The 25,394-nt window shown below is 33.4% G+C and carries 27 protein-coding genes; 18 read left to right on the top strand and 9 right to left on the bottom strand.

Annotated elements, in window-relative coordinates:
• The first annotated feature begins 170 nt into the window (after positions 1-170).
• On the top strand, positions 171-1,343 hold the full coding sequence (locus SOJ_RS03695; RefSeq protein ID WP_002506748.1) for an MFS transporter: 1,173 nt from the start codon (positions 171-173) through the stop codon (positions 1,341-1,343).
• Positions 1,344-1,535: 192 nt separating this feature from the next.
• On the opposite strand, the gene SOJ_RS03700 is transcribed toward SOJ_RS03695, so the two are convergent.
• Complete coding sequence (locus SOJ_RS03700; protein WP_002506749.1) at positions 1,536-2,909, bottom strand: APC family permease; 1,374 nt, start codon at positions 2,907-2,909, stop codon at positions 1,536-1,538.
• 187 nt (positions 2,910-3,096) lie between these two features.
• Between SOJ_RS03700 and SOJ_RS03705 the strand changes: the two genes are divergently transcribed.
• The 10 genes from SOJ_RS03705 (at position 3,097) to SOJ_RS03750 (ending at position 11,607) form a co-directional block, all read left to right on the top strand.
• The gene (locus SOJ_RS03705) at positions 3,097-3,696 is read left to right on the top strand and encodes a YdeI/OmpD-associated family protein (RefSeq protein ID WP_002506750.1); all 600 of its coding nucleotides are present in this window, start codon (positions 3,097-3,099) and stop codon (positions 3,694-3,696) included.
• Positions 3,697-3,984: 288 nt separating this feature from the next.
• A complete protein-coding gene (locus tag SOJ_RS03710) occupies positions 3,985-4,533 on the top strand; it encodes a TetR/AcrR family transcriptional regulator (protein ID WP_002506751.1) in 549 nt (182 codons plus the stop codon).
• Positions 4,534-4,726: 193 nt separating this feature from the next.
• Positions 4,727-5,617 carry a 3-keto-5-aminohexanoate cleavage protein gene (locus tag SOJ_RS03715; protein ID WP_002506752.1) on the top strand — a complete coding sequence of 297 codons (891 nt, stop codon included), beginning with the start codon at positions 4,727-4,729 and terminating at the stop codon, positions 5,615-5,617.
• Positions 5,614-6,579 (top strand): 3-hydroxyacyl-CoA dehydrogenase NAD-binding domain-containing protein, encoded by a 966-nt coding sequence (locus SOJ_RS03720; protein ID WP_002506753.1) that lies wholly within the window; start codon positions 5,614-5,616, stop codon positions 6,577-6,579. Before SOJ_RS03715 ends, SOJ_RS03720 begins: the two co-directional genes overlap by 4 nt.
• Before the next feature lies 1 nt (position 6,580).
• Positions 6,581-7,063, top strand: a complete 483-nt coding sequence (locus SOJ_RS03725) for a thioesterase family protein (RefSeq protein WP_002506754.1) — start codon at positions 6,581-6,583, stop codon at positions 7,061-7,063.
• 294 nt (positions 7,064-7,357) lie between these two features.
• Positions 7,358-8,542, top strand: a complete 1,185-nt coding sequence (locus SOJ_RS03730) for a betaine/proline/choline family ABC transporter ATP-binding protein (protein ID WP_002506755.1) — start codon at positions 7,358-7,360, stop codon at positions 8,540-8,542.
• Positions 8,542-9,177, top strand: a complete 636-nt coding sequence (locus tag SOJ_RS03735) for an ABC transporter permease (RefSeq protein WP_002506756.1) — start codon at positions 8,542-8,544, stop codon at positions 9,175-9,177. The genes SOJ_RS03730 and SOJ_RS03735 overlap by 1 nt, the downstream gene beginning before the upstream one ends.
• Positions 9,178-9,192: 15 nt before the next feature.
• On the top strand, positions 9,193-10,137 hold the full coding sequence (locus SOJ_RS03740) for an osmoprotectant ABC transporter substrate-binding protein (RefSeq protein WP_002506757.1): 945 nt from the start codon (positions 9,193-9,195) through the stop codon (positions 10,135-10,137).
• Positions 10,137-10,826 carry an ABC transporter permease gene (locus SOJ_RS03745; RefSeq protein WP_002506758.1) on the top strand — a complete coding sequence of 230 codons (690 nt, stop codon included), beginning with the start codon at positions 10,137-10,139 and terminating at the stop codon, positions 10,824-10,826. Before SOJ_RS03740 ends, SOJ_RS03745 begins: the two co-directional genes overlap by 1 nt.
• Positions 10,827-10,845: 19 nt before the next feature.
• On the top strand, positions 10,846-11,607 hold the full coding sequence (locus tag SOJ_RS03750) for an alpha/beta hydrolase (RefSeq protein WP_002506759.1): 762 nt from the start codon (positions 10,846-10,848) through the stop codon (positions 11,605-11,607).
• A 246-nt stretch (positions 11,608-11,853) separates the two neighbouring features.
• On the opposite strand, the gene SOJ_RS03755 is transcribed toward SOJ_RS03750, so the two are convergent.
• From SOJ_RS03755 to SOJ_RS03775, 5 genes are all read right to left on the bottom strand, one after another.
• A complete protein-coding gene (locus SOJ_RS03755) occupies positions 11,854-12,900 on the bottom strand; it encodes an acyl-CoA dehydrogenase family protein (protein ID WP_002506760.1) in 1,047 nt (348 codons plus the stop codon).
• 14 nt (positions 12,901-12,914) lie between these two features.
• The gene (locus tag SOJ_RS03760; RefSeq protein ID WP_002506761.1) at positions 12,915-13,676 is read right to left on the bottom strand and encodes an ABC transporter permease; all 762 of its coding nucleotides are present in this window, start codon (positions 13,674-13,676) and stop codon (positions 12,915-12,917) included.
• 5 nt (positions 13,677-13,681) lie between these two features.
• Complete coding sequence (locus SOJ_RS03765) at positions 13,682-14,641, bottom strand: ABC transporter substrate-binding protein (RefSeq protein WP_002506762.1); 960 nt, start codon at positions 14,639-14,641, stop codon at positions 13,682-13,684.
• A gap of 13 nt (positions 14,642-14,654) precedes the next feature.
• The gene (locus SOJ_RS03770) at positions 14,655-15,395 is read right to left on the bottom strand and encodes an ABC transporter ATP-binding protein (RefSeq protein WP_002506763.1); all 741 of its coding nucleotides are present in this window, start codon (positions 15,393-15,395) and stop codon (positions 14,655-14,657) included.
• Between the two features lie 288 nt (positions 15,396-15,683).
• Entirely contained in the window at positions 15,684-16,196 is a 513-nt protein-coding gene (locus SOJ_RS03775) for a DUF4242 domain-containing protein (protein WP_002506764.1), read from the bottom strand.
• 265 nt (positions 16,197-16,461) lie between these two features.
• On the opposite strand from SOJ_RS03775, the gene SOJ_RS03780 reads away from it, so the two are divergent.
• The 5 genes from SOJ_RS03780 (at position 16,462) to pcp (ending at position 21,188) form a co-directional block, all read left to right on the top strand.
• Positions 16,462-18,081, top strand: coding sequence for a M20/M25/M40 family metallo-hydrolase (locus SOJ_RS03780; protein WP_002506765.1), 1,620 nt, complete (start codon positions 16,462-16,464; stop codon positions 18,079-18,081).
• A gap of 127 nt (positions 18,082-18,208) precedes the next feature.
• Positions 18,209-18,649: a DUF805 domain-containing protein gene (locus SOJ_RS03785; protein ID WP_002506766.1), complete on the top strand. Its 441-nt coding sequence runs from the start codon at positions 18,209-18,211 to the stop codon at positions 18,647-18,649.
• Between the two features lie 221 nt (positions 18,650-18,870).
• Positions 18,871-19,575: a DUF969 domain-containing protein gene (locus SOJ_RS03790; RefSeq protein WP_002506767.1), complete on the top strand. Its 705-nt coding sequence runs from the start codon at positions 18,871-18,873 to the stop codon at positions 19,573-19,575.
• Entirely contained in the window at positions 19,568-20,494 is a 927-nt protein-coding gene (locus SOJ_RS03795) for a DUF979 domain-containing protein (protein WP_002506768.1), read from the top strand. Before SOJ_RS03790 ends, SOJ_RS03795 begins: the two co-directional genes overlap by 8 nt.
• Before the next feature lie 52 nt (positions 20,495-20,546).
• Complete coding sequence (pcp, locus tag SOJ_RS03800) at positions 20,547-21,188, top strand: pyroglutamyl-peptidase I (RefSeq protein ID WP_037539452.1); 642 nt, start codon at positions 20,547-20,549, stop codon at positions 21,186-21,188.
• Positions 21,189-21,259: 71 nt separating this feature from the next.
• Here pcp and SOJ_RS03805 read toward each other — a convergent pair whose 3' ends face one another.
• On the bottom strand, positions 21,260-21,760 hold the full coding sequence (locus tag SOJ_RS03805) for a GNAT family N-acetyltransferase (RefSeq protein WP_002506770.1): 501 nt from the start codon (positions 21,758-21,760) through the stop codon (positions 21,260-21,262).
• Between the two features lie 235 nt (positions 21,761-21,995).
• Here SOJ_RS03805 and SOJ_RS03810 point away from each other — a divergent pair, with 235 nt between their 5' ends.
• Positions 21,996-22,808, top strand: a complete 813-nt coding sequence (locus SOJ_RS03810; RefSeq protein WP_002506771.1) for a metallophosphoesterase — start codon at positions 21,996-21,998, stop codon at positions 22,806-22,808.
• A 74-nt stretch (positions 22,809-22,882) separates the two neighbouring features.
• Here the strand turns inward: SOJ_RS03810 and SOJ_RS03815 are convergent, their stop codons facing one another.
• Positions 22,883-23,497: a C39 family peptidase gene (locus tag SOJ_RS03815; RefSeq protein ID WP_002506772.1), complete on the bottom strand. Its 615-nt coding sequence runs from the start codon at positions 23,495-23,497 to the stop codon at positions 22,883-22,885.
• 168 nt (positions 23,498-23,665) lie between these two features.
• Between SOJ_RS03815 and SOJ_RS03820 the strand changes: the two genes are divergently transcribed.
• Positions 23,666-24,130, top strand: a complete 465-nt coding sequence (locus tag SOJ_RS03820) for a GyrI-like domain-containing protein (protein ID WP_002506773.1) — start codon at positions 23,666-23,668, stop codon at positions 24,128-24,130.
• An 85-nt stretch (positions 24,131-24,215) separates the two neighbouring features.
• Here the strand turns inward: SOJ_RS03820 and SOJ_RS03825 are convergent.
• Positions 24,216-25,357, bottom strand: a protein-coding gene (locus SOJ_RS03825) for an IS3 family transposase (RefSeq protein WP_156789163.1) whose coding sequence is annotated in 2 segments (ribosomal slippage) — positions 24,216-25,087 and positions 25,087-25,357 — 1,143 coding nt in all. Because the reading frame shifts where the segments join, the coding sequence is not laid out codon by codon here.
• Positions 25,358-25,394 lie beyond the last annotated feature (37 nt).

Genomic DNA, 25,394 nt, shown 5'->3' on the forward strand with positions numbered 1-25,394 from the left:
TTTAACTTTATGAGCTAATTAATGAATATTGCGGTACTTTGTGAATTGTTAAATGTTATTAATACGTTAGAAGTGGCACCAAGTAAATATATTCAAACTTGTTGACGAATGGTTTATAATATAGTGGTTATGTAAAAATTGCAACGAAATAAAAGAAAGGAGTGAAACGTATGTCAGCTATGCGAATTGCAACATTTATTTTGAGCATATTTATTGTAGGTATGGTTGAAATGATGGTTGCTGGGATTATGAATTTAATGAGTAATGATTTAGGTGTTTCTGAAGCAATTATTGGTCAGTTAGTAACTTTATATGCAATTACCTTTGCTATTGCAGGACCGATTTTGGTTAAAGTCACAAATCGTTTTTCACCAAGACCAGTTTTATTATGGGCATTAGTAATGTTTATGTTAGGGAACGTAATTATTGCAGTTGCTCCTGATTTTACTATTTTAGTATTTGGACGCATTTTATCTTCAGCAGCTGCAGCTTTAATTGTAGTGAAGATACTAGCGTTAACAGCTTTATTAACGGCACCTCAACATCGTGGGAAAATGATAGGTATCGTTTATTCAGGTTTTAGTGGTGCTAACGTATTCGGTGTGCCTATTGGAACAATTATTGGTGATTTAGTTGGTTGGAGATTTACGTTTCTATTTATAGTAGCTGTAAGTATACTTGTTGGTATTCTTATGTACTTTTATGTACCTGATCCAGAGTTTAAAGCATCTACAACAAGTACAAGTAGTCAAAAACGTGGCAGTAGTTATTCTAAAATCTTAAGACCTGCAGAAATTACAAAATATTTAGGGATTACATTCCTATTATTAGTAGCGAATTCCGTTACATTTATCTACATTAATCCGTTAATGTTATCCAGTGGTCATGATTTATCATTTGTCTCTATAGCTTTATTAATCAATGGTATTGCAGGTGTAATAGGAACTTCGATGGGTGGAGTACTATCAGATAAATTAACAAGTAAGCGCTGGTTAACGATTGCAACTTCAATATTTATTCTTATGATGTTAGTATTGAATGTTTTCTTACCAGGTACTGGCTTGCTATTAATGGTTATCTTTATTTGGAACATTATGCAATGGAGTACAAATCCGGCAGTTCAGAGTGGTATCATTGAACACGTTGACGGGGATACAAGTCAAGTGATGAGTTGGAATATGTCGAGCTTAAATGCCGGTATTGGCATCGGTGGTATCATAGGTGGTTTAGTTGTTTCGAAAATAGATGTTTTAGCTGTAACTTACTTTAGTGCTGCCATTGCTCTAGTGGCACTTATATTGGTTATAAGTTTAAAAAAAGTAGCGAAATATAATAAAGCGTAAGTAACTTTAATTCAGAGTATCAAAAATAGTTGATTGGCTCACAAAAATTAGTGATAAATAAGCTTTTGTTATATGTAAATTAATATTTTATTTTAAGCAGAAAACAGAGTTTAGGGAAGTCAAACAGTAATGAGGACGGACACATGTCGATTGGAAAATTGATGTCATGTGCCCGTCCTCATTTTTATTAAATTATAGATTATTAGAAAAATTGATTTGTTTTTCGGGGATTTGTTTAGAATTTAGTTGTATTTCACTAATGTTTAAATGCGCTTTTTTATTTGAGAAATGAGCAATAAATGCTGAGATAATAATATATATAAAGGTGCCTATGATATAACCTAATTTCAAATCTGAAATTAGCAAATAAGATTGGCATAGCAAGACTATAATTGCACTTATAGCAATTGTCACTAGGATAGGATAAGGCACTTTAAATGGGGATTGTTTATATGCTTCAGGATATTTTTTTGGCAATTGTGTCACAGCTAAGGCTGGAAATGCAAATACAATTAGAGAAATGCCTGTACCAAGTTGTGCAACAACATCTAAAGACATACCTGTAATAATAGGCAATGCACCAATAATGTAAAAGATAAGTAATAGCCAATGAGGTGTACCAAACCGTTTGTTTACGCTACCTAAATATTTAGGTAAATAACCATCGTGAATTGCCACTAATAAACTTTTTGTTACCCAAGTAAAAGTCGAATTAAGTGTTGTTGCTAAAGCAAACATCGCGCCACCAACCATAAAGAAGATAAATACCGGGGTTGGTAATACTTCTTTTGCGACACTCGTTAAAGGTCTACCTGCTACTTCTGGAATAGGTAATACACCTACTGCAATTGAGGCAATAAATGCGTATAATAATCCGACAAATATAGTAGCAACAATAATAACAATGGGAATGTCCCTTTTAGGGTTTTTCATTTCTCCACCAAGTTCAGCAACTACTTGAGCACCACCAGTCGCAAAAGAAACAAGGCCTACAGCAGTAAAGAAGCCGGTGAAACCATCTGGGAGCATAGATTTCGTATTAAATACACCAAAGTTAACATGTGGAACACCAAATATGATAAAGCAAGACAAAGACACTATTAAAGTGACTACCATAATATTTCCAATAATAGAGGCAGATTTAATACCGACGATATTTACGATAAATAAAATAGTTAATAATGAGAAGGCGACAGTCCTAACCGGTACTCCAGGGAAAAGACCTTCTAAATATTGTGCGAATGATAATGCATATAATGACAACGTGATCTGTAAAAAGATAAATAATAATAACCAAAAAATGCCTGTCTTTGGAGACAATAAACGACTAGTGTATTGATACATTCCGCCAGTAGTAGGTAATGTCGAACCTAATATTGCGATAGGGAGCATCGTAAGTAAGGTGATGATGGCAGATAAAATAAATGCAGGTGTTATGCCACTACCAGTCATCTGTATACCAATTCCAGTAAGTGACATGACCCCAGCACCTATGATTTGCCCGATAGCTATACCCAAGACGTCAGTTAAACCTAGTACTTTTTTTAAATTTGTTGCTTGTTGCATTAAAATCACCTCATATTCTATGTAATAGTCTAAATAATAAAAAAATCATACCATAACAACCATTCAATTCATAGTATATCAATCGGAAAACTTAGCATAAATGTTAAAAAGATTAAATCTAGATAAAATTAATCATTTAATAGTAGAATAAATATAAATAAATTAATTATAAAGAGGTGTAATTTTTATGGCTAATGAACAAGATGATCATATTAAAGTAAATGCATTTATTGATAGATTAAAACAATGGCAAGATGAATTTAAAATAGTGCGTGAAATTATTCGAGAAACTGAATTAGTAGAAGATTATAAATGGATGCACCCTTGTTACACGTTAGAGAATAAAAATGTTGTGATTATTCAAGATTTTAAATATTATTGTGCTTTGCTTTTTGAAAAAGGGTCTATCATGGAAGACCCATATCAATCACTTATTCAACAAACGAAAAATGTTCAAGCTGCAAGACAGTTGCGCTTTGAAAGCCTAGAAGAAGTTGAAAACCGAAGAGATGAAATTAAATGGTATGTTGAAGAAGCAATAAGCATTGAAAAATCAGGCAAGCAAGTGCCAATGAAAAAAACAGCAGACTATGAAATGCCAGAAGAACTACAAATAAAATTAAATGACAGCCCTCAACTTGAAGAAGCATTTTATAATTTAACACCCGGTAGACAGAGACAGTACATGTTCCATATCGGACAAGCTAAAAGAGCGACAACACGTGAAAAACGTGTTGAAAAATATGTGGATCATATTTTAGAAGGTAAGGGTATAGATGATAAATAATATAGACTTGAAGTTGATATTAAAATAACAGAATAAGTCTAGAAAAATAGCAACGTAATTTAAGTAAGCTGAAAAAAGTGTAGTATGATTTTTAAGAGTTATTCATATTTAATATAAATAAAATAAAACGTGTATTTAGTTCATATCGCTTGTTTAATGGTCATTATTTTAATTAATAATAAAAAGATAGAGTTGCAACTTTAACAATTATCGTTTATAGTTTGCTCGAATATAAAAAGTGTTATGAGATAACAACTCGTAATGTACTTTTAGAGAGAAGGTGTATTAATGCCAAGAGTTTCTAAACGGATACAATTACTAGAAGCAGCTGCATCTATCGTTAATGAACAAGGCAGTGAATATTTAACTTTGGATGCTGTTGCTAAGAAAGCAGGTGTAAGTAAAGGTGGCTTGTTGTATCATTTCAAAAACAAATTTGCATTAATTCAAGGACTTGTCGATCATGCAGACGAAATATATCGAATTAACGTTGATAAACATGTGCAAGGTGATGACCAACAACAAGGTAAATGGATACGCGCATTTATAGATGCTACACGCGAATACAGTTCGGAAAATGCATCTATCACTTCAGGAATGTTAGCTGCACAAGGTATAAATAGTAATTTATTATTACCTTTACAAGACACATATAAAGAATGGCAATTCAATATTGAAAATGATGGATTAGACAAAGTTGATGCGACAATTATTCGAATGGCAGTCGATGGGCTATGGCTGTCTGAAATATTTGGTTTAGATGCCATAGATGATTCGATGCGAGCTGAAGTTTTAGAAAGACTAACAGCTTATACTAAAAATGAAAAAATCGATTAAAAAGGGTCGATAAAAATAGAAATTATAAAAAAATAATTAAATGAAAATTTCATGTAAAGCACTGATAATATAGGGATAATCAATGATTAAAAATTGATTAGTCCCTTTTTTTATATTTTATAAGGTTGAAACTAAACCGTCTGGTTGGTACACTAATCGATGTATTAAAAAACTCTGTTGGAGGTTTATATTAATGAAGAAAGTTATGCTAACAGCAGCTATAACAGGTGCTGGAGATACTACAGAAAAAAATAAAAATGTTCCTGTAACACCACAAGAGATTGCTGATTCAGCGATAAAATGTGCAAAAGCAGGAGCGACTGTGGCACATATACATGCTAGAGACCCAGAAACAGGTGGCATTAGTCATAACGTTGAATTTTTTAAAGAAGCTGTGAGATTAATTAGAGAAGCAGACGAAGATATTGTTATAAATATTACTTCTGGTGGAGGAGGAGACTTCATCCCGAATCTAGAAGATCCATATACTGGTGCAAAAGGAACAGACATGCAAACACCAAAAGAAAGACACGAACCTGTAGGCGCATTATTACCAGAAATGTGTACCCTAGACTGTGGTAGTGTCAATATGGGTGACACGCTTTATTTAAGTCCAGCAGGTTGGTTAAGAGAACAAGCACAACTTGTTAAAGATGCTGGGGTGAAACCTGAGTTAGAGTGTTTTGACAGTGGTCATATATCATTTGCTAAGCAACTTATAAATGAAGGTTTAATCGAAGGAGAGCCAATGTTCCAATTCTGTCTTGGCATTCCTTGGGGAGCAGAAAATGACGCCGAAACAATAGAATACTTTAAGACGCGTATACCTGAAAATGCACACTGGTCAGCATTTGGCATTGGCAGAATGCAATTTCCAACAGTAGAAGAAGCGGCTAAACGTGGAGGCAATGTACGTGTGGGATTAGAAGATAATTTATATTTGACAAAAGGTGTCAAAGCCACTAATGAACAACTCGTTGAAAAGGCTGTAGAAATATTAAAAGGTTTAGATATAGAACCAATGACGCCAGCTGAAGCGCGTGAAAAATATCAACTTAGAGATCCACAAGGAGGAGCAAAATGAAGTTCGCAGTCGTAGGTACAGGCGTTATTGGTAGTGGATGGATTACAAGAATGTTAGCACATGGCCATGAAGTAATCGCTACTGATCCAAGTGAAGGCGCATATGAAAGAATGTTGAAACAAGTAAAACAAAATTGGCCATATGCCGAAGAACTTGGCTTAGCAGAAGGTGCTTCATTAGAAAACCTTACATTTACACCTTATTTAGAAGAAGCCGTTAAAGAAGCAGATCATATACAAGAAAATGTGCCTGAAATTGAATCATTAAAAGAGCAAGTACTGACTGAAATAGACTTTTATGCACGACCTGATGCAACAATAGGTTCAAGCACTTCAGGTATTAAACCTTCAGAGTTACAGCGAAACTTACAACATCCAGAGCGTTTAGTTGTAGCTCATCCATTCCATCCGGTATATATTTTACCACTTGTAGAAATTGTTCCAGGACAATTAACTGCGGAAGCAACGATAGTAAAAGCTGAACAAGCTTATGAAGGTATCGGCATGGACGTACTGCATGTAAGACATGAAATAGAAGGTCATATTGCTGATAGATTAATGGAAGCACTTTGGAGAGAAGCATTGCATATTGTAAATGATGGCATAGCTACTACAGAAGAAGTAGATAAAGCATTCACACATGCAGCAGGATTGCGTTACGCCCAATACGGACCGTTCATGACTTTCCATTTGGCAGGTGGAGAAGGTGGTATGCGCCACATGTTAAAACAATTTGGCCCAGCTTTGAAAAAACCATGGACTAAATTAGTAGCACCAGAATTAACGAAAGATTTATATGAAGAAGTCGTTAATGGATGTGAAGCATCATCACAAGGCCAAACAATGTCAGAGCTTGATCAGAAACGCAACGAATTCTTAATCAAAGTAAAAAAATTAGCAGAAGAATATTGGCCAGAAGATACACCATCAATGAAAAAAGCCACAAGGCCTTCGGTGTATTAATATGATACATTCACAGTTTGAATATACGACTAAAGTGAAAGATAGTTGGGTAGACCACAATGGTCATATGAATGATGCTGAATATAATCGTGTTTTTAGTGATGCGACAGATGCTTGGCTTGCCTATCTAGGACTAGATAAAGAGACGATAGCACAAAGCCAATACACAGTGTTTACCTTAGAAAATCATGTGATGTATTTAAAAGAAATTAAAGTAGATGAGTTAATCTCGGTTAATGTTGAGCTATATGATTATGATGCGAAACGTTTACATGTGTTTATGACGTTAAGAGATACAAATCAATCTCGTTGTGCAACTTATGAAGTAATGCTCATGGGAATGAATACAGCTATAGATAAGCCCGAAGTATTTCCAGAAATGATAAAAAAAGCGATTGAAGATTATGCTACTATAAATACGATTAAAAATAAGCCTCAAGAGCTTGGTCATCTTATTGGCATTAAGCATAAATATTATAATTGAAATCAATTTGAAACGATTGATTAACTATGTTTATTGAATGTTTATAGAAACAAAACTCATAAGTATAAATTGTTTATTTTTATTAATTAAGGTATCTTATTGTATAGGGTAACAAAATCAAATTTTAATTTATTGTATAATTGATTTGTTTTTTAACAACCAAAACGAATAAATTAGGGCTATTTGTAGCTATGTTGTTACTTATTTTAGAATTTGTATAACATCCACAGATAGTCCTAAATTTATTATGAAATATTTTTAATTTAAAATATGTACATAGAAAGGAATTGAACCATGTTAAGTATTAAAAACTTATCAAAAGTCTACGGCGGTGGGAAGAAAGCTGTAGATAATATATCATTAGATGTTGAATCTGGTGAATTTATTGCGTTTATAGGAACAAGTGGTAGTGGTAAAACTACTGCTTTAAGAATGATCAACAGAATGATAGAAGCTACTGAGGGACAAATAACAATTAATGGCAAAGATGTCCGCAAAATGAATCCAGTAGAATTACGTAGAAAAATTGGTTATGTAATTCAACAAATAGGACTCATGCCTCATATGACAATCAGAGAAAATATCGTTTTAGTACCGAAATTATTAAAATGGTCTCAAGAAAAGAAAGAACGTAAAGCGAAAGAATTAATTAAACTCGTAGATTTACCAGAAGAGTTTTTAGATAGATATCCATCTCAATTATCTGGGGGACAGCAACAACGTATTGGGGTAGTGCGTGCATTAGCTGCTGAACAAGATGTCATCTTAATGGATGAACCATTTGGTGCATTAGACCCGATTACGAGAGATACATTACAAGATTTAGTGAAAGAATTACAGCAAAAATTAGGTAAAACATTTGTTTTTGTTACGCATGATATGGATGAAGCGATTAAGCTAGCAGATAAAATTTGTATTATGTCTGAAGGACAAGTTATACAATTTGATACACCAGATAATATTTTACGTCATCCTGCAAACGATTTCGTACGTGATTTTATTGGTCAAAATAGATTAATTCAAGATCGTCCAAATATGCGTACAGTTAAAGATGCAATGATTAAACCAGTAACTGTACACGCAGATCGTTCACTGAACGAAGTAGTTAAAGTCATGAGAGAACGTCGTGTAGATACTATTTTTGTGGTAGGTAATAACAATAGATTACTAGGTTACTTAGATATTGAAGACATTAACCAAGGATTACGTTCAAACAAAGAGCTTATCGATACGATGCAACGTGATATTTATAGAGTAAGAATAGACAGTAAATTGCAAGATTCAGTACGTACAATTTTAAAACGAAATGTAAGAAACGTTCCGGTAGTGGATAAAGATGGTGAAACATTAATTGGATTAGTTACGAGAGCAAACCTAGTGGATATTGTTTATGACAGTATTTGGGGCGAAATAGACGAAGATGAAAATGCGGATCAAAATGCAATAGTAGAGCCCGAAAATGTAGGAGCTGATAAATAATGAAAGTTTTCATAGAGCAATATGGTGGGCAACTGATATCAAAAACAGCTGAACACTTTTATATCTCAATGATCGCATTGTTAATCGCTATCGTAGTGGCTGTTCCATTAGGCATTATCTTATCCAAAATGAAAAGAACTTCAAATATCGTACTCACAATTGCTGGTGTGCTTCAAACAATACCAACACTTGCGGTATTAGCTATCATGATACCAATATTTGGCGTGGGGAAATTACCTGCAATTGTAGCATTATTTATCTATGTACTTTTACCAATATTGAATAATACTGTGTTAGGCGTCAAAAACATCGACACTAATATTAAAGAAGCTGGCACAAGTATGGGAATGACCAAGTTACAACTTATGAAAGATATTGAATTACCGTTAGCTTTACCACTTATATTAGGTGGTATTCGATTATCGTCTGTATATGTAATCAGTTGGGCGACGCTAGCAAGTTATGTTGGTGCAGGCGGCTTAGGTGACTTTGTATTTAACGGTTTAAATTTATATGATCCATTGATGATTGTAAGTGCAGCTATACTTGTAACAATTTTAGCTTTAGTTGTAGATGTATTACTTTCATTAGTCGAAAAATGGGCTGTTCCAAAAGGCTTAAAAGTATCCAGATAATAAAAGGAGGACATTATGAAGAAGTTTAAACAGTATAGTATCGTGCTTGTACTGTGTCTGACGGTGTTATCTGGATGTAGTTTACCTGGTTTAAGTGGTAGCAGCTCAGATAATGAAGTTAAAATTACAGCACTTGCAACGAGTGAATCACAAATTATGTCTCATATGTTGAGACTTTTAATAGAACATGATACAGATGGTCAGATTAAACCATCATTAATTAACAATTTAGGTTCAAGTACCATTCAACATAATGCTTTAGTGAATGGTGATGCAAATATGTCAGGGGCAAGATATAATGGCACAGATTTAACAGGTGCTTTAAAAGAAGATCCAATAAAAGATCCTGAAAAAGCGATGGAAGCGACTCAATATGGGTTCCAAAAGAAATTTGATCAAACATTCTTTGATTCATATGGTTTTGCGAACACATACGCATTTATGGTTACTAAAGAAACAGCTGAGAAATATAATTTAGAAACTGTTTCAGATTTAGAAAAACATAGTGATGAGTTAAGACTTGGCGTGGACAGTTCGTGGTTACATCGTGAAGGTGACGGTTATCCAGGATTTACGAAAGAATATGGGTTTGACTTTGATACAGTACGTCCAATGCAAATCGGACTTGTATATGATGCCTTAAATTCAAAAAACTTAGAAGTAGCAGTTGGTTATTCAACGGATGGACGTATTGAGGGGTACGATTTAAAAGTACTTGAAGACGATAGACGCTTTTTCCCACCATACGATTCGAGTGCAGTAGCAACGAATAGTTTATTAGAAAAACATCCAAAATTAAAACCAATTATTAATAAGTTGAAGGGCAAAATATCAACAGAAGAAATGCAAAAGCTTAATTATCAAGCAGATGGTGAAGGTCAAGAACCAGCTGTTGTAGCTGATAATTTCTTGAAAGCACACAACTATTTTGAAGACGATAAGAAAGGTGGTCAAAACTAATGGAAGGTAATTTATTACAGCAATTAGTCGAATATTATTCAGTCAACTTTGGCTACCTATGGGATTTATTCATTAAGCATTTATTAATGTCAGTATATGGCGTTTTATTTGCAGCAATTGTAGGTATTCCATTGGGGATTATCATTGCTAGATATAAAAAATTATCATGGACGATTATTACAATTGCCAATATTATACAGACTGTACCAGTTATTGCGATGTTAGCGATTTTAATGTTAGTGATGGGCTTAGGTCCAAATACAGTTGTTTTAACAGTGTTCTTATACGCATTATTACCTATAATTAAAAATACTTTTACAGGTATTATTGGCGTTGATGCAAACATTAAAGATGCTGGTAAAGGTATGGGTATGACACGAAACCAAGTGTTACGTTTAATTGAGTTACCGTTGTCTTTATCTGTAATTTTAGGTGGTTTAAGAATCGCACTTGTTGTAGCAATTGGTGTTGTAGCAGTTGGGTCATTTATTGGAGCACCAACTTTAGGTGACATTATTATTCGTGGTACAAACGCAACAGATGGCACAACGTTTATTCTTGCAGGTGCAATTCCAATTGCATTAATCGCAATTCTAATTGACGTTGGATTGAGATTTTTAGAAAAACGTTTAGATCCTTCTAACAAAACACAGAAAAAAGCAAAGCATAAGCCACAAAGTGTTAATTAATAAAGGGTAGTGATTAAAGTTGGCAATTTTATCAATTAATTATAATTCTAAAACAATAGGTATGCATCATCATTTTATGGTGATTTTACCGGAAGATGAAAGTTATTTTAATAAAGCAGCACAACCGAAACCATTGAAAACTTTATTATTACTACATGGTCTTTCAAGTGATGAAACTTCTTATATGCGTTACACAAGTATTGAACGTTATGCTAATACGCATCAATTAGCTGTCATTATGCCAAACGCGGACCATAGTGGATATAGTAACATGGTTTATGGCCATAACTATTTTGATTATGTATTAGAAGTGTTAGATTATGCGCATCAAATTTTACCATTATCTGATAAAAGAGAAGATAATTTTATTGCTGGGCATTCTATGGGTGGCTATGGCACCATTAAATATGCTTTATCACAAGGACATCGTTTTGCTAAAGCTTGTCCGTTATCAGCAGTGTTTAATGGTCAACACCTTATGGATTTTGATTGGTGTGATTTCTCAGGTGAAGCTATAGCAGGAACAAGTAAAAGAGTTAAAGGTACTGACTTAGATCCATATCATTTAGTCGATCAAGCAGTAGACCAAAATAAAGCTATTCCGGAGTTACTCATCATGTGTGGCACAGAAGATGAATTGCATGAAGATAATCAACAATTTATCAAGTATTTAGATGAAAAAGCAGTTCCATATCAATTTGAGGATGGACCTGGCGAACATGATTATGCTTATTGGGATCAAAGTATTAAACGTGCAATCGAATGGTTTGTTAACGCATAGTAACAGAAAAACAGCGAACAACTGTATTTACACAGTTGTTCGCTGTTTTAGTATGTCGACAAAGTCTCAGACTTTGTCTAATTTTTTGTGCACGCTTTTCGCGGGTACACCTCATCCTGTAGTTTCCAGCTAATGCTTTATTAACTAGTCAGAAGTCGCCCCAATAACTGCTATTACTTAAAAATAAAAATATCAACAAGTAATTTCCTATTATATAACAGTTATTACTGTTTTTGAATTGAGCTATTAAACTGAAGCATTGCTGCTTTTGAATTCTTCTTGTAGTTTACCTAAATGTCTTAATGTTGGCGTTAGCGCTGCAAAGAAAAAGCCTTCTTTTAATTTACGTGCTTGAGGTGCACGAGGTGAATATGCTCTAGAACCCCCGTTAACCATAGATGCTTGATTGACTTCAAGTAGTAAATAACCGGCTTCTTTTTTCAAATCAATCAAGTCACCAAATTGATTGTGTAAATCATGTGTATCTAATAAATTGTAAAATTGATTTTTTATATTGTTATAACGTGCTTCAAAATCTTGAACATCATATTCTAAATATTTGTTAATGCCATTTTGTGCATTAGAAAATTTATGAATTAAATCAAGTGATGAACGTACTGAACCTAATGCAATCGGTATTTGTAAAGCTACAAATTGTGGACGTATCTTAGATGCGAATGTTTTTGCGTCGTGTGTAATAATATGTGATTCAGGTATGTGCACATCATTCATTTCAATTGAAAATGTTGCTGAACCATTTACACCTAAGAAGGTAGACATTTCATTTATATTAACGCCTTCTTGATTGGCTTGAACGATAAACATTACAAGTTCATCTGATGTTTCAGATTTAGAAATAGCACCAAAATAATGTTCTGAAGCAATGTTACTAATCGCAGGTAATCTACCATTCACAATAAATTGCTCATCCTTATAGTGATGTGACAAGTTGAATGATTCTAAATCATTAAATGATTTCATCGGATTTGATAATCCTGTAGCACCTAAAATTTTACCTGATAGTAATTGCTGTTGTAAGTCTTTATTTAAATGAGGTTGTTCTGCATTTTGTAAATAGGTAGAAAATGCCAGTTGGCACCATAAACAGAAGCCCGTTGTCAGACAAGATTTTGATACTTCTTCGATGACTTCTGAATTTGCTTTGACATCATTTTCTTTAAAATAACCTTCTTTAAATAAAGTTTGAATGAAGGTTTTAGGATAATGTGAACCGTTATCAATTTCTACTAAATAGGGATCTAATTCGTTTTCAATGTGTGTTTTTAAACTCATAAATATACTCTCCTTTATTCACCAAAACGTGTTAATATCATTTTCTCTAAATAACTAATAAGGCGATCAATTAAAAATCCAAATACCCCAATAAAGAATATGGCAGATAAAACATCTTCTAAATTCAACATATTCCGTGAATCAACAATTAAGAATCCAAGTCCAGATTGTGCACCAATCATTTCACCAGAAACTAAGAATATCCAACTTGTTCCAACTGCCATATGTATACCGCCCATAATATGTTTAAATGCACCAGGGAAGAGGATGTTTCGGTATAATGACCAACCCTTTAAATTTAAATTAGATGCAATCTTCAAGTATTGTGGTTCCACATTTCGAATCCCTTTGATTGTATTAAAAACAATTGGGAAAAATGCTGCAATAAATATAATTGCCATCGCCGGTAAACTCCCGATACCAAACCATAAAACGACGAACGGCGACCATGCAATAGGGGAGACTGGTCTAATTAATTGAAATAGCGGTTCTATTGCATCAAATACTGCGTTACTGCGTCCTAATAAAAAGCCAACAGGAACCCCTACGATAACTGCAAATCCAAATCCTACAATAAAGCGAAATAAACTAATACCTAAGTGTGAGAATATTTCCCCGGTAATAATGAACTGCCAAATACTTTCTGCTACTAGTAAGGGCCCCGGTAAAAGAATGGGCTGGTAATCTCCAATCCATATTACGCATTGCCATATAAATAGGAAAATGATGAAAGTAATGATTGGTAATGTCCATTTTTTGACTAAATTAGCTGCCATTTCATTTATCCCTCCTTATATAGCGTAGGATCAACAAAATCTTTATAAGCAGGTGCTTTAAAAAGATTATGATCATTTACTAAATCTGTAATTTTACTGTAACCATCTTTTTTAATTGTTAAATCGCCATATGATGTCCATTCTGCTGATTGTTCTAGAACTTTTCTATCTTGCTTAAAGTTTTTTGCCATGACATCAACACTTTCTTCTTTGTTGTTCATTTTATAACCAGCTTGTTTATAATCTGACATGAATGCTTTGGCAACTGTATGATGTTGATCAATAAGATCACTTCTGAGTACGAGTGCACAACAATAAGCATCTGGAACGATATCACTACCATGCTTTATAGTATCGCCTTTACCTAATTTTTCTCCCAGTGCCCCGAATGGTTCCGCGACAGAATAACCCGAGATTCGCTTTTCGCTTAACGCTGCAGGCATTTCTGCTGGAGCCATTTCATGATAACTAAAAGTGTTAGATTTTAAGTTCATTTGCTTTCGCATTTCTTCTAGTAATAAATAATGTGTTGAATAACGATGTGGGATAGCAAAACTGTATTCTCCGTGATTGTGAAAATCAGAAGCTTCTTTACCTTTTTGTCCCATAATCACATTGCCCTCGTGATGACCTAAGGCGACTGCTTTAATATCTGAGCCTTTTTGTTTTGATTTCATCGCAAGTTCAATCAGTGTAGATGCACCATCGATTTTACCGCTGTTCAATGCATCCATAAGGTCTGGCCAATTATTAAAACGTATGAGTTCAAGTTTGTAACCAGATTTTTTAGACTTTTGTTGAATTTCTTCTGTCATCATCAAATTTGCTGAATGTGTTACTGGAAGATAGCCTATTTTTATAGTTTGTTTTTTATTGTCACTATTTTGACTATCTTGATTTTTATTTGGGCTACAACCAGAAAGAATAAGAAGGAGTATTAAAGTAAAAGCAATATATTTTTTCAATTTTTAACACTCCTTATAAATAATATTCTGGCTCTGCCATATGATGATTTAGCGCAAATTTTTCCATAATATCATTTCTAACTTTTAATAAATGGCTATCATTGCGGTTACGAGGATGAGATTGTTTTATACTATATTGGTTGATAATTTCACAACCTTCACCGAGTAGCACGATATTATCTGAAAGATAAATCGCTTCATCAATATCATGCGTAACTAAAATGATTGTTGCTTTTGTGCGCTCTTTTAAACGTACAAGCTGATCTTGTAATTTATAACGTGTAAAGGCATCTAAAGCGCCTAAAGGTTCATCCATGAGAATGACATTTGGTTGGTGTACTTGTGCTCTACAAAGCGCAACACGTTGTTTCATACCACCGGATAATTCTTCTGGAAATAATTTTCCTTTATGATTTAAATCTACGGTTTTTAACTGTTTATTAATGTCTTCATTGCTTATGTATTGAGACAAACCAATACGTATGTTGTCGTTAATATTTTTCCAAGGAAGTAAGTTGTGGTGTTGAAATATCATTAAACAATCAGGTGATGGTGTTTGTTTAATTTTTCCATCAATATTTACTGACCCTGAAGTTGGTGTTAAAAAACCGCCAATAATATTTAATAACGTCGATTTACCACAACCACTTTTACCTATAAAAGTTACGATGTTACTTTTTTCTATATTTAATTCAAAATCATTAATGACTTGGTTATCGCCAAAATGATGTTGAACGTGGTCAATGTGAATCATTACAACACCTCGATTAATCTTATCGTTTTAGTATGGTTTATCCTTACACTAAAGGGCTATGCATACACATAGCCCGTGAAGTGATTGGTTTTAATTTTTTATTTTGAAAAAAGTGCATAAGAACTACTAAACTCAATTTCATTGAGAAAGTAGAATGAAGGATTACAATTGCTAAAGCAATTGCATAAGAACTACTAATCTCAATTTCATTGAGAAGCAAAATTAAGGATTACAATAGCTTTAGCTATTGCATAAGAAAATCTAGTGATTAAAAATCACTGATTTTCTTTATATTTTCTCGATATCATCGATAGGTGTATCTACAGCTTTACGTGCGCGGCGAACAGCATCTTCGTCTGGTGCATCGTATAAACAGATACATTTTGACATATCTTCACAAACGTAAGTACGTTGGAATTGTACTTCAGGCACTTCTTCATAATGTACTGAGTTTTTCTTTTTACGTGCTAAATATTGATCCATAGAAACGCCTTCTGGAATATTCCAAGTTACTAGGTAATCTACATGTGCATCACCTTTTTTAACGTCTTCTAATTCTTTACCAACTAAACGTACTTCTTTAACAAGATTTATATTAATTGAAGCATCTTCTAAAAATTGTTTCGCTTCAGTATCATCATTAGCTTCAACGATAAAGTATCCGTGTGTAAGGTCTTCTGTCGCCTGTACTTCGATAAGCGTTGGTACTTCAGCGGTTGTTAAATCAGCTGCTTTCTTTTCTAATTCGCTTTTTGTTGAGGCAAAAGCTAAGTCATTTGCTTCTAGTAAATATAATGTCATAAATATTAACCTCCAAGATTGATAGTACATGAATAATACAACAATCCCTATCAGATTACAAGGATATAATGACATGTAATTTTAATTTTCTGAAAACTGTTAATTAATTTATAGAATATTATAGTTAGGAACATTCAATTGTAACTAAGTGTCGATTGAGGAACTATTAAATACGTTAAAATATCGCTTTTATAATTAAATCTATTGCTATTGAATTTCAATACATATTATACTTGAGAAAACGCTTACAAATGGAGGGAATAAAGTGACGAAATTGCTATGGCAATCATACGAAAATCGATTAAATTTATTAAAGAGATTAGTGAATCATCCAACAGTGACGAATTCTGAAGGGGAACTAACATTTCCAAACTTCGTAAAGCAGTTATTGTTACAACTTACATACTTTCAAGAACATAAAAAGCATATTCAATTGACACAAACTGAAGATGATAAGGAAGCTGTTGTTGCTTTTTATCAAGCAAATACTTCGGCAAAAACAATTGTGTTAATTAGTCATTATGACACTGTTGGTGTAGAAGATTATGGTGATTTTCATTGCAATGCGTTTAATCCAGATGAACTAAAATCATTATTTTCCCAAAATCATCATTATTTAAATGCAGAAGCAATTGAAGACTTAAACAATGACACCTATTTATTTGGCCGAGGTACAATGGATATGAAAGCAGGGCTCATGTTGCATCTTTCATTAATTGAATTAGCTAGTGTTGAAGCATGGGACATTAATTTAATTTTAGTTACAGTGCCAGATGAAGAAGTCAACTCTTCAGGAATGCGCAAAGCAGTAGAAGCAATTGCCGAGCTAAAGCAACAATATCATTTGGATATACAACTTCATTTAAATAGTGAACCTACTTTTCAACAAGCTGGTGCTGATGAAAAGCATTATACATATTCAGGGTCAATTGGAAAGATTATGCCTGGTGTATTATGTTATGGCAAAGAAACGCATGTAGGTAATCCATTAGATGGTTTGAGTTCTAACTTTATGATGAGTTATATTACGCAAGAGATTGAATACAACAATACATTTAGAGAATTTTTTGAAAATGATGCAACGCCCGTTCCAGTATCTCTGCATATGAGAGATTATAAATTGGCGTACGATGTCCAAACACCATTCAGAACAATAGGATTGTTTAATGTTTTTCTTTTTAAAAATAAGCCAGCTGATGTGTTTAGACAGTTTATCGATTCAGTAATACACGCTACAGAACGTTGTGAAAGTGATTGGCTCTCTATATTAGAAGAGCAAGAGAAAGAATTTGATACGAAAATTAATGTGCTCACATATGAGCAATTAAAGCGATATGCCATTAAACAACATGGAGAGGCATATATAACTATGCAAATTGATAAGGCGATCCAAGAGACAGATGAGTTACATTTACAAAGTGTCAACGTTGCTGATAAGTTAATGCAAACCTGTAAAGATATTGCACCAGCAGTAGTGACATTTTTTGCAACACCTTATTATCCTGCTGTTAATTCGTCTTACGATAAGCGTATTGAGTCAACGGTTGAATTAGTGCGTCGAACGTTACGCGATCAATTTCAACGTCAAAGTGAACGTGTTCACTATTTTAATGGCATTAGTGATAGTAGTTATTTGAACTTTGATGGAGATATGGAACAAATTGCTGCCTATGAAAAAAATACGCCTAATTTTAATAAAACATATCAACTACCATTTGAAGTTATTAAAGCTGTTAGTGCGCCGATATTATTATGTGGACCGATAGGTAAAGACGCACATAAAGTCAGTGAACGTTTGCATAAAAAAAGTGCATTTGAAGAATTACCTGTTGTTTTAGAACAAATTATTAATTCTTATATTGAGTCAGCAAAAGAACAAGAATAACTTGTAATCTTTTCTTAAATAAATTTTTATAATCTAATGCTTGTTAGTGTATAGGTTAGTGCGATATATTAGTGAATATATTCATTGCACAGGTAATTCCATAAGAAGAAAATGGAGTGGTAACAATATGATAAAGGCGTATAAAAGTTTTTGGAAGAGATATGCTGACTTTAAAGGGAAATCAGATAGACTAGAGTTCTGGACACCAGTATTGGTTCATATCATTGGCATCTTTATCGTAGCGTTAATCGGCGCAATTAGCTTTATAACAGGCGCTTTTATTGTCGCAGCGATTTTATCTGCACTAATTGGTATATTTGCTTTAGCAATCATGGTACCTATGGTTTCAGTGACGTTAAGAAGATTTTATGATGCAGGTAGAAAAAGGGTTACTGCACTCATTTTAATTATTTTATCGATTCTTGTTAATATCTTGTTTGATATTATACAAATCAATAGCGTTGCAATATTCTTAAATGTTGTATCAATAATTTGTACGATTATATTGATTGTTGAGACGCTATTACCTTCACGTGAAGTTCCTGAGTCAGAATTGAAATGGTTATAAAAATAAATCTCATGGTAAGTTAAACTAAATAACAGTTATTCTTGAAGTGCAACTTTTTCTAGTTAGCTTTGTGAGAGCGGGAGTATGAAATCAAAATTGGATTTCATACTCCCGCTCTTTTTCGTGGATTTTCATAAAAGCGAGTTATCAACATAATTTTTCTGAAAATTCATTGTATTTAGGAATAATAAATTTATACTATAGTAAAAAGGAGGGATTTTATGGAATGGTTAAAATTAATAGGAATTTTGATTATCATATTAGGATTTGTCTTTAAAGTTGATACTATTGCAGTAATTTTAATTGCCGCAGTAGTTACTGGAATTGTATCAGGATTAGATATTTATGAAATTCTAGATACATTGGGCAAGGCGTTTGTAGATAATAGGTTGGTGACGTTGTTCATTTTAACTTTACCGATGGTTGGATTAATAGAGAGGTTTGGATTGAAAAAACAAGCTTCTAATTTAATAGGAAAGGTGCAGCGTGTAACGAGTGGACGATTGATGACAATTTATTTAGTTATTAGAGAGCTAGCAGGTGTGGCGTCGATTCGTATAGGAGGACATCCACAATTTGTTAGGCCGCTGATTAATCCGATGGTACAAGGTGCATTAAAAACACGTTATAACTTAAAAGATGAAGAAGTCGATGCAACAGATATTGAGAAGATAAAAGCACAAGCTTCTGCGATGGAAAATTATGGTAATTTCTTTGGACAAAATTTATTTGTTGGCGCAGCAGGTGTATTACTAATGGTTGGAACGTTTCAGTCATTAGGCATTAAAGTAGATGCAGTCGATCTTGTTCTCGCATCATTACCAATTGCAATTATCGTTTTCATTATTGTGTGGATTAATAACATAAGGTTTGATAAGTATTTAGAGAAAAAGTATGGCACGAAGCAGGTGAACAAAAATGAGTGAAAATACATTAAATAATATTTTAGAGCTCTTTTACATATTAATAGGTTTACAATTACTTTATACAGCATATCGTGTATTAAAAGCTTCGTCACATCAGAAGAAGTATGGTACAGCACTATTTTGGATTTTGCTAGCAACGACTTTTATCATAGGTCCCTATATACCAAATGTAATAAACGGTATATTTATTTTAGTAATGGGTGGATTAACATTATTTAAGCAAGTAATAATCAAAAATATCATTGATGTTGATAAAACAACAGGGGATAAAGGTGCAAAAAAATATGGTAATAAATTATTTATTCCAGCTATTATACTAGCTGTGGCTGCAATCGCGGTATCAAATTGGACGCCCTTAGGTGGCGCAATTGGTTTAGGTGTATCCTCTGTTTTAGGGTTATTAGCAGCTTATGTTGTAATTAAACCTAATGGCAAATATGTACTCTATGATAGTGATAGATTAACACAACAGATTGGCACTGTAGGTATATTACCTCAGTTTTTAGCAGCTTTAGGTGTGCTATTTACTGTCAGTGGTGTTGGAGATGTTATTTCTAAAGGGCTATCCTCATTTTTATCGGAAGGCAATCATCTATTAGGAGCGACAGCATATGTATTGGGCATGGTATTATTTACGATGCTAATGGGCAACGCTTTTGCAGCATTTACGGTTATCACGGCAAGTATTGGTATTCCATTTGTTATAGCTCAAGGTGGAGACCCTGTTATAGCTGGTGCTTTAGCAATGACAGGTGGATTTTGTGGAACGTTGTTAACACCTATGGCAGCAAACTTTAATACATTGCCAGTAGCATTATTAGAAATGAAAGATGAATTTGGCGTTATTAAAGCACAAGCACCTATCGCGTTTATATTAATTTTTGTACACATTGGTTTAATGTATTTTTGGGCTTTTTAAATCATAATTATTGAGCGTTAGTGAATTAAAAAATAAAGGAGGCTATTAAATGATGAATATATTAATAACGGGTTTCGATCCTTTTGGTGGAGAAGCAATTAATCCTGCTTTAGAAGTTGTAAAACTTTTGCCAGATGAAATTGATGGTCATAAGATAGATAAATTAGAAATACCAACTGTATTTCATAAAAGTAAAGAGGTCGTAAAAGAACAATTAAATCAAAAAGAATATGATATTGTTTTAGCAATTGGACAAGCAGGTGGTAGGTTTGAATTAACACCGGAACGTGTCGGAATCAATATAGATGATGCACGTATTCCAGATAATGAAGGCAATCAACCAATTGATGAAGTCATACAAACAACAGGAGCAGCTGCTTACTTTTCTAATCTACCGGTTAAACGTATGACTGAGGGAATAAAATCACAAGGTGTACCTGCACGTTTATCTAATACAGCTGGCACATTTGTATGTAATCATATTTTATATCAACTTGGTTACTTAGAGGCGACACAGTTTCCAAATATTAAATTTGGTTTTATCCATGTTCCATTCATACCTGAACAAGTTACAGATAAGGTAGAAAAGCCATCGATGTCTCTAGAGACAATCGCTAAAGGTTTGAAAGTAGCGCTTGAAGTGGTCATTGAATCAGATAAAGATATCAAAGTAGCGTTAGGAGAAACACACTAAAACTTACATCATAATAAACAAAGCGTACGTCTACATTATGTAGGAGGTACGCTTTGTTTATTATGATTTAATTATTGCTCGTGTTCAGTTCTTGTGAAGTTCATTCTTATTTCATTATATGTTTTACCGAGATAAGTAGGTTTTTTTTCAGACGTTCGTTTAAAGCCTACCTGTTCATAGAAATTGATGGCATTGTCATTTTCTTCTACAACCCATAGCATTACATTATCTGGATAAGATAACTCTAATGCACGCTGTGTTAGCGCAAAGCCAATCATATGACGTTGATATTCTTCTAATAGATATAATGCGAAGATTTCGCTCCAATCATCTGAAGACGTTGATGTTTGTGTCTTGCCATAGGAAATAAAACCTACAACTTCGTTATTAACAATAGCAACTAATGTTGGTACATCATGCAAGGAGGACTGCTTGATAAACTTTTCTTTATCAAGTTTTTCTAAGTAATCATTCTTAGCTATGCCATCGTAAGTTTCCAGCCAACTTTCATAATGAACTATCGCTTTACCGTGCTTATCTTCTTCGGACAAGGCTCTAATTGTAAACTCCATAGAATGTCCTCCTTTATATACTAAATTGATATTATTATAGCATCATTTATTTTTAAAAAGAAATATTTACACTTTTAATAGTAATGTAGAATAAATATATTATGTGATGACGTTGTGTTAATGGTTTATATTTATTTTATTAATTAGAACAATTCAAAATTATGCGGATTACTTAATGAACTATAAGAGAGTATGTAATAATGATACTGTTATGAAGTAGAGGAATGTGATAAAAATGAAAATAGGTATGATTTCAGATTTGCATGTAGACAGACATAAGACACTGAAACCTGAAGATTATCAACAAGTATTAATTAAAGTTATAAATCAGCGAGGTATAGAAATGTTGCTAATTGCAGGAGATATCTCCAATAATTATAACTTAACACAGCAATTTATTGAGCGGCTTGAAAGCACAACACAAATAAAAGTATTATTTATTCCGGGAAATCACGATTTTTGGGCTACAGATACAGGTGCTACATCAGCTGAGATTTTAGATTTTTATATGGCGATGGAATCGTGCTTAATTGGAAAACCTTATGACATAAATGATGAATGGGCCATTGTTGGGAACACAGGCTGGTATGATTATACGTATGCGGATCCTAAATTTTCAATTGAAAGAATTGCTCGTAGAAAGTATTACGGTGCAACATGGCAAGATAAAGTGAAAATTGATTGGCCTATGGAAGATAGAAAACTATCTCGCATTGCAGCCAAACAAACGGCAAAGGATATTGAAAAAGTTAAACACAAAAAAGTGATACTTATGACACATATCGTAACGCATCCAAAATTTGCAGTGCCGATGCCACATCGTATATTTGATTATTTTAATGCGTTTATAGGAACATCAGATTTTGATACTCTATATCAACAATACGATATTCGCTATAGTATTATGGGGCATGTTCATTTTAGAAATGCATTTGAAGAACGCGGTATCACATACATTTGTCCATGTTTAGGTTATCAAAGAGAATGGCGTTCAGCTGATATAGAACAGGAAATCAATCATGCATTATATAGTATTTCAATTTTTTAGTAACCTTGTAGGGGTGAGAATATGAAAGCAAATTAAATTTCTATGTCGCCCTATCTATTTTTATTTTGTCAACATTATAATGGTTGAATATAAAAACTCATGCGACCAGGCGCGTTATAACTATGTTCTAATTTACCTTTTTTGATTTTAATAATTTGAAATTGATTGGGTATGATTGCAGGAACAAGTATTATTTTACCTAAATGTGACCATAGTGGATCAATATAGTAATAATGATGTTCGTCATAACCGATGAGTACAGTGACATGAATATTGGACACTAACTGAGTGGGATGGTTATCTAATTTAAATGTACGTTTCTCAGGACGCTGACCTAGCACAGTGTGATAAATTACCACTGGTTGGCCTTGATCAATAATGCTACATAGGTCATTTAAAGATTGTCCAGTACTGTCATTGATATGTGCATCGTATTGTTTTAAATGAGGAACTAAAGCAGTCGGGAATATTGTTTGGTGATGCCCCCGTTTAATCCATAGATGATTGCCCACATAGCCTTTATAAGGGTTATTTGCATGTCTAGGCCAATGTTTCATAATTTGTGTAGCTGGAATAGCGTGTTCATTAAATTGTAGTATCATGGCAGCGGATACGCCTTCACATCCCATAACCATTGGAATAGGAAAAAGCTGACTAATTGGTTTTACAGATAAAATTTTTCGACTCATGCTATGGCTCCTTGCTTGATTTGTAAAAATGGAATTGTTTTGAAATTTATTTTATTATATAACCATTATTTGAAGATGCATATTAAGATGCCTGAATATCCATATAATAGTTCACGATAGAAATCGTATATGTATTTTGGTTATAATAACAAAAAGGGGTGGATGTGTATGGAATACAGATTAGAGACGCTATCACGGACTTCAGTCTTAGGTGTGAAAAAGGAGTATGGGACTGGTCAAAAAGCGCAAGAAGATATATTTAATTTCTGGATGGATTTTGATAATAAAGGGAAGAAACAGGAATTAATGCCACTAGGTAATAATCAATTGCAAGGGCTATTGGCTGTTTATAAGCCTCATGCTAATGGTGAAGTCCATTGCCTCATTGGTGTTACCAATGATACAGATGAAGCGCAATGGCAGCGAACAGAATTATCTGAGGGTAGATACATTGTCTTTGATGCTAAAGGGCCAGTACCTGAGTCTATTAAAAAGGGTATGGAAAAGATAAATAGACATATTTTACCTACATTAGATTATGAATTTCGCGATGCGCCATTTTTTGAGTTGTATAAAGAGGGACCAATTAGATCAGAAGAATATATTACAGAAATATGGCTTCCTATCGTTTAGATAAATCATAGTAACAAAAAATAAAAGGGAGCCTCCAAAAAGGCACTGAACCCTTAAAATGGGAACTTAATAAAAACACTATTTTCTAGGCTGCTGATTTTCTGAATTCTATAGGAGATAAGTAGCCTAGCTTTTGTTGAATTCTAACTTTATTATAGTTTTCAATGTAATTTTCGACAATATCTATTACAATGTTATTAGAGCTTTTGAGCTCTTTGTTTAGATAGAATGTTTCGCACTTTAGCGAGGAATGGAAACATTCAATCGGGGCATTATCAGCTGGCGTTCCCTTACGGGACATGCTTCTGGTAATGCCTTTTTCTTCGCACAATTTATAATATTCATAAGATGTGTAAACACTGCCCTGATCACTATGGAGTATACAACTATCTGGAATTTCTAATTGATTCAATGTGTCGTTTACTAAACTTTGATTTTGATGATTATCTATCGTATAAGCAATTATTTCTCCGTTATACACGTCCATAATTGACGAAAGATATAACATTGTATTACCGAAAGGTAAATAAGTAATATCCGTTACAAGTGCTTCTAATGGACGGCTTGCGTTGAAATTTCTCTGTAGCAAATTATCTGTTTTATAAAATGGATTACCTGGTCTTTTAGATTTTTTAGGTTTAACGCGACAATTCAGCTCGTTTTCCTGCATAATTCTTTGTACTTTTTTATGGTTTACTTTTTTGACGCTATGTTTATTTAATTCGGCAGTTACTTTTCTATAACCATAGGTATAGTTGTGTTTACGACAAATATATTTTATTTTTTCTTCAACTGAATCTACTTCATAATTTTTAAGTTTCCAGCGGTAATAAGTAGATTCTGAGATATTAAAAACCCCTAATATTACCTTAACTGAATAACTTGATTTCAACGCATTAACCACTTGTATTATTACTTTTGGCGCCACTTCCTTTCCAATTCCTTGTACTTTTTTAAAACATCAATTTCAGCTTGTTGACGTTTAATTTCTAGTTTTAATTTATCTTCATTATTTAATTCTTCAATTCCTTTTCCATACGAATATTGTTTTCCGACTTGTTGATGAAACCTATTGCTTTCACCATCTCTATACCATTTCCACCATCTTTGTACTTGAGTTTTACTTTTAATACTTAAAGTTTCCATAATATGTTTAGTAGAATAACCTTGAATTTTCATTTCTATTACTTTGTTTTTAGTTTCTACTGAATACACTACTTTTTTCATAGAAAAAACACCTCCGAATAAATTCATTTTAATATGA

Source organism: Staphylococcus sp. OJ82 (assembly GCF_000294465.1).
Classification (GTDB): Bacteria; Bacillota; Bacilli; order Staphylococcales; family Staphylococcaceae; genus Staphylococcus; species Staphylococcus equorum.